The sequence below is a fragment of the Janthinobacterium paucivorans genome, from assembly GCF_051380805.1.
Lineage (GTDB): Bacteria > Pseudomonadota > Gammaproteobacteria > Burkholderiales > Burkholderiaceae_D > Janthinobacterium > Janthinobacterium lividum_D.
Genome location: NZ_JBNYXR010000040.1, coordinates 1 through 1,182 on the forward strand (window position 1 = coordinate 1; position 1,182 = coordinate 1,182).

The window sequence follows — 1,182 nt, forward strand, 5'->3', positions numbered from 1 at the left end:
GTGCCGCTGGTATTGTTGTTGTAGATCGGGCCGCCATTGTTCGACGCGTTGACCGAAGCGGTAGCGGCATCGTTCCATTTGCCGTACGTGACGAAAGCGCGCAGTTCAGGACGCGACCACAGGCCAGGACCGGCCGAAATCGTCGGGGCGATGGTCAGCTTGGTCAAACGCTTGGCCGGCAGGCCGCCCGCTTGCGTGACACGGTCGGTACCCAGTTCGCCCACCAGCTTGAAGTTGTCGGTGAACGCATACACGGGCCGCACGCCGACCGAAGTCCAGGTCGAGGAACCGGTGGCGTTCGACTCGTCTTTTTGCCACAGGGCGACCAATTCCATGCCGAAGTTGGCCATCGGCTGGATCGCCATATCATTGAAGATGCGCGTGCGCTTGACGTCGGAGCCGAAAGACGTGTCGCCCGAGGCACCGAACTGGCCGTTGCCCGCACCACCGACGCCAGGACCGACGCCGTACTGCACGCCGAAGGTGTTGCCGCCGCCAAAGACTTTACCTTGACGGTGGAAGGCCGACAGTTGCCATCCATTATGCTTCTTGCCGTAGAAGTCGTTGTCCTTGCCTTCGGCCGTGATGACGGTGGCGGCCAGGTCCAGCGTGCCGTTTTCGTTGACGGCAATTTCGCCGTAGATGAAGTTCTGGCGCACAGCCGAACGGGTGCCGACGATGGCGCCCGTTTTCGGATCACGCTTGTTGATATCGTTATCCTTGAAGAAGGCATACGAGAATTTACCGGGGCCCGCAGGGATGCGGTCCAGGCCGGCGCCCGTGCCGTTCATGTTGATATATTGCATATCGAGCATGTGGATGTCGGGACGGTAGTAGAAGCGTTTGCCGACCCAGGCCGTGCCGCCGTTCAGGAAATCGAGTCCTTGTGCTTCGACATAAGCCTTGACGATACCGAGCTTGTTGTCGCCGAAATCGGAATTCGGTGCATAGGCGTTGACCCAGATGGTGGCCAGGTAGTTCACGCCGCCGGACTTGGCGACGGACTTGGTGTAGCCGAATTCCGCGTAGGCATCGCACTCATTGCCCAGACGGTATTTCATGGTGTTGCCACCCAGGCCGAAGCAGCCTTGCGAACCGCCGTCGCCCGAGGTATTGCTGCCGGCGCCGGCGCGCAGGTAGCCGTGGAAGCCTTCGGCGTCGGATGGATACATGGGATCGGCG

General features: G+C 60.8%; 1 protein-coding gene. It reads right to left on the bottom strand.

Annotated elements, in window-relative coordinates; genetic code table 11:
• Positions 1-1,172 (bottom strand): maltoporin (locus ACQ4V8_RS21835; protein WP_436572204.1); only part of this gene is annotated, 1,172 nt, incomplete at its 3' end.
• Positions 1,173-1,182 lie beyond the last annotated feature (10 nt).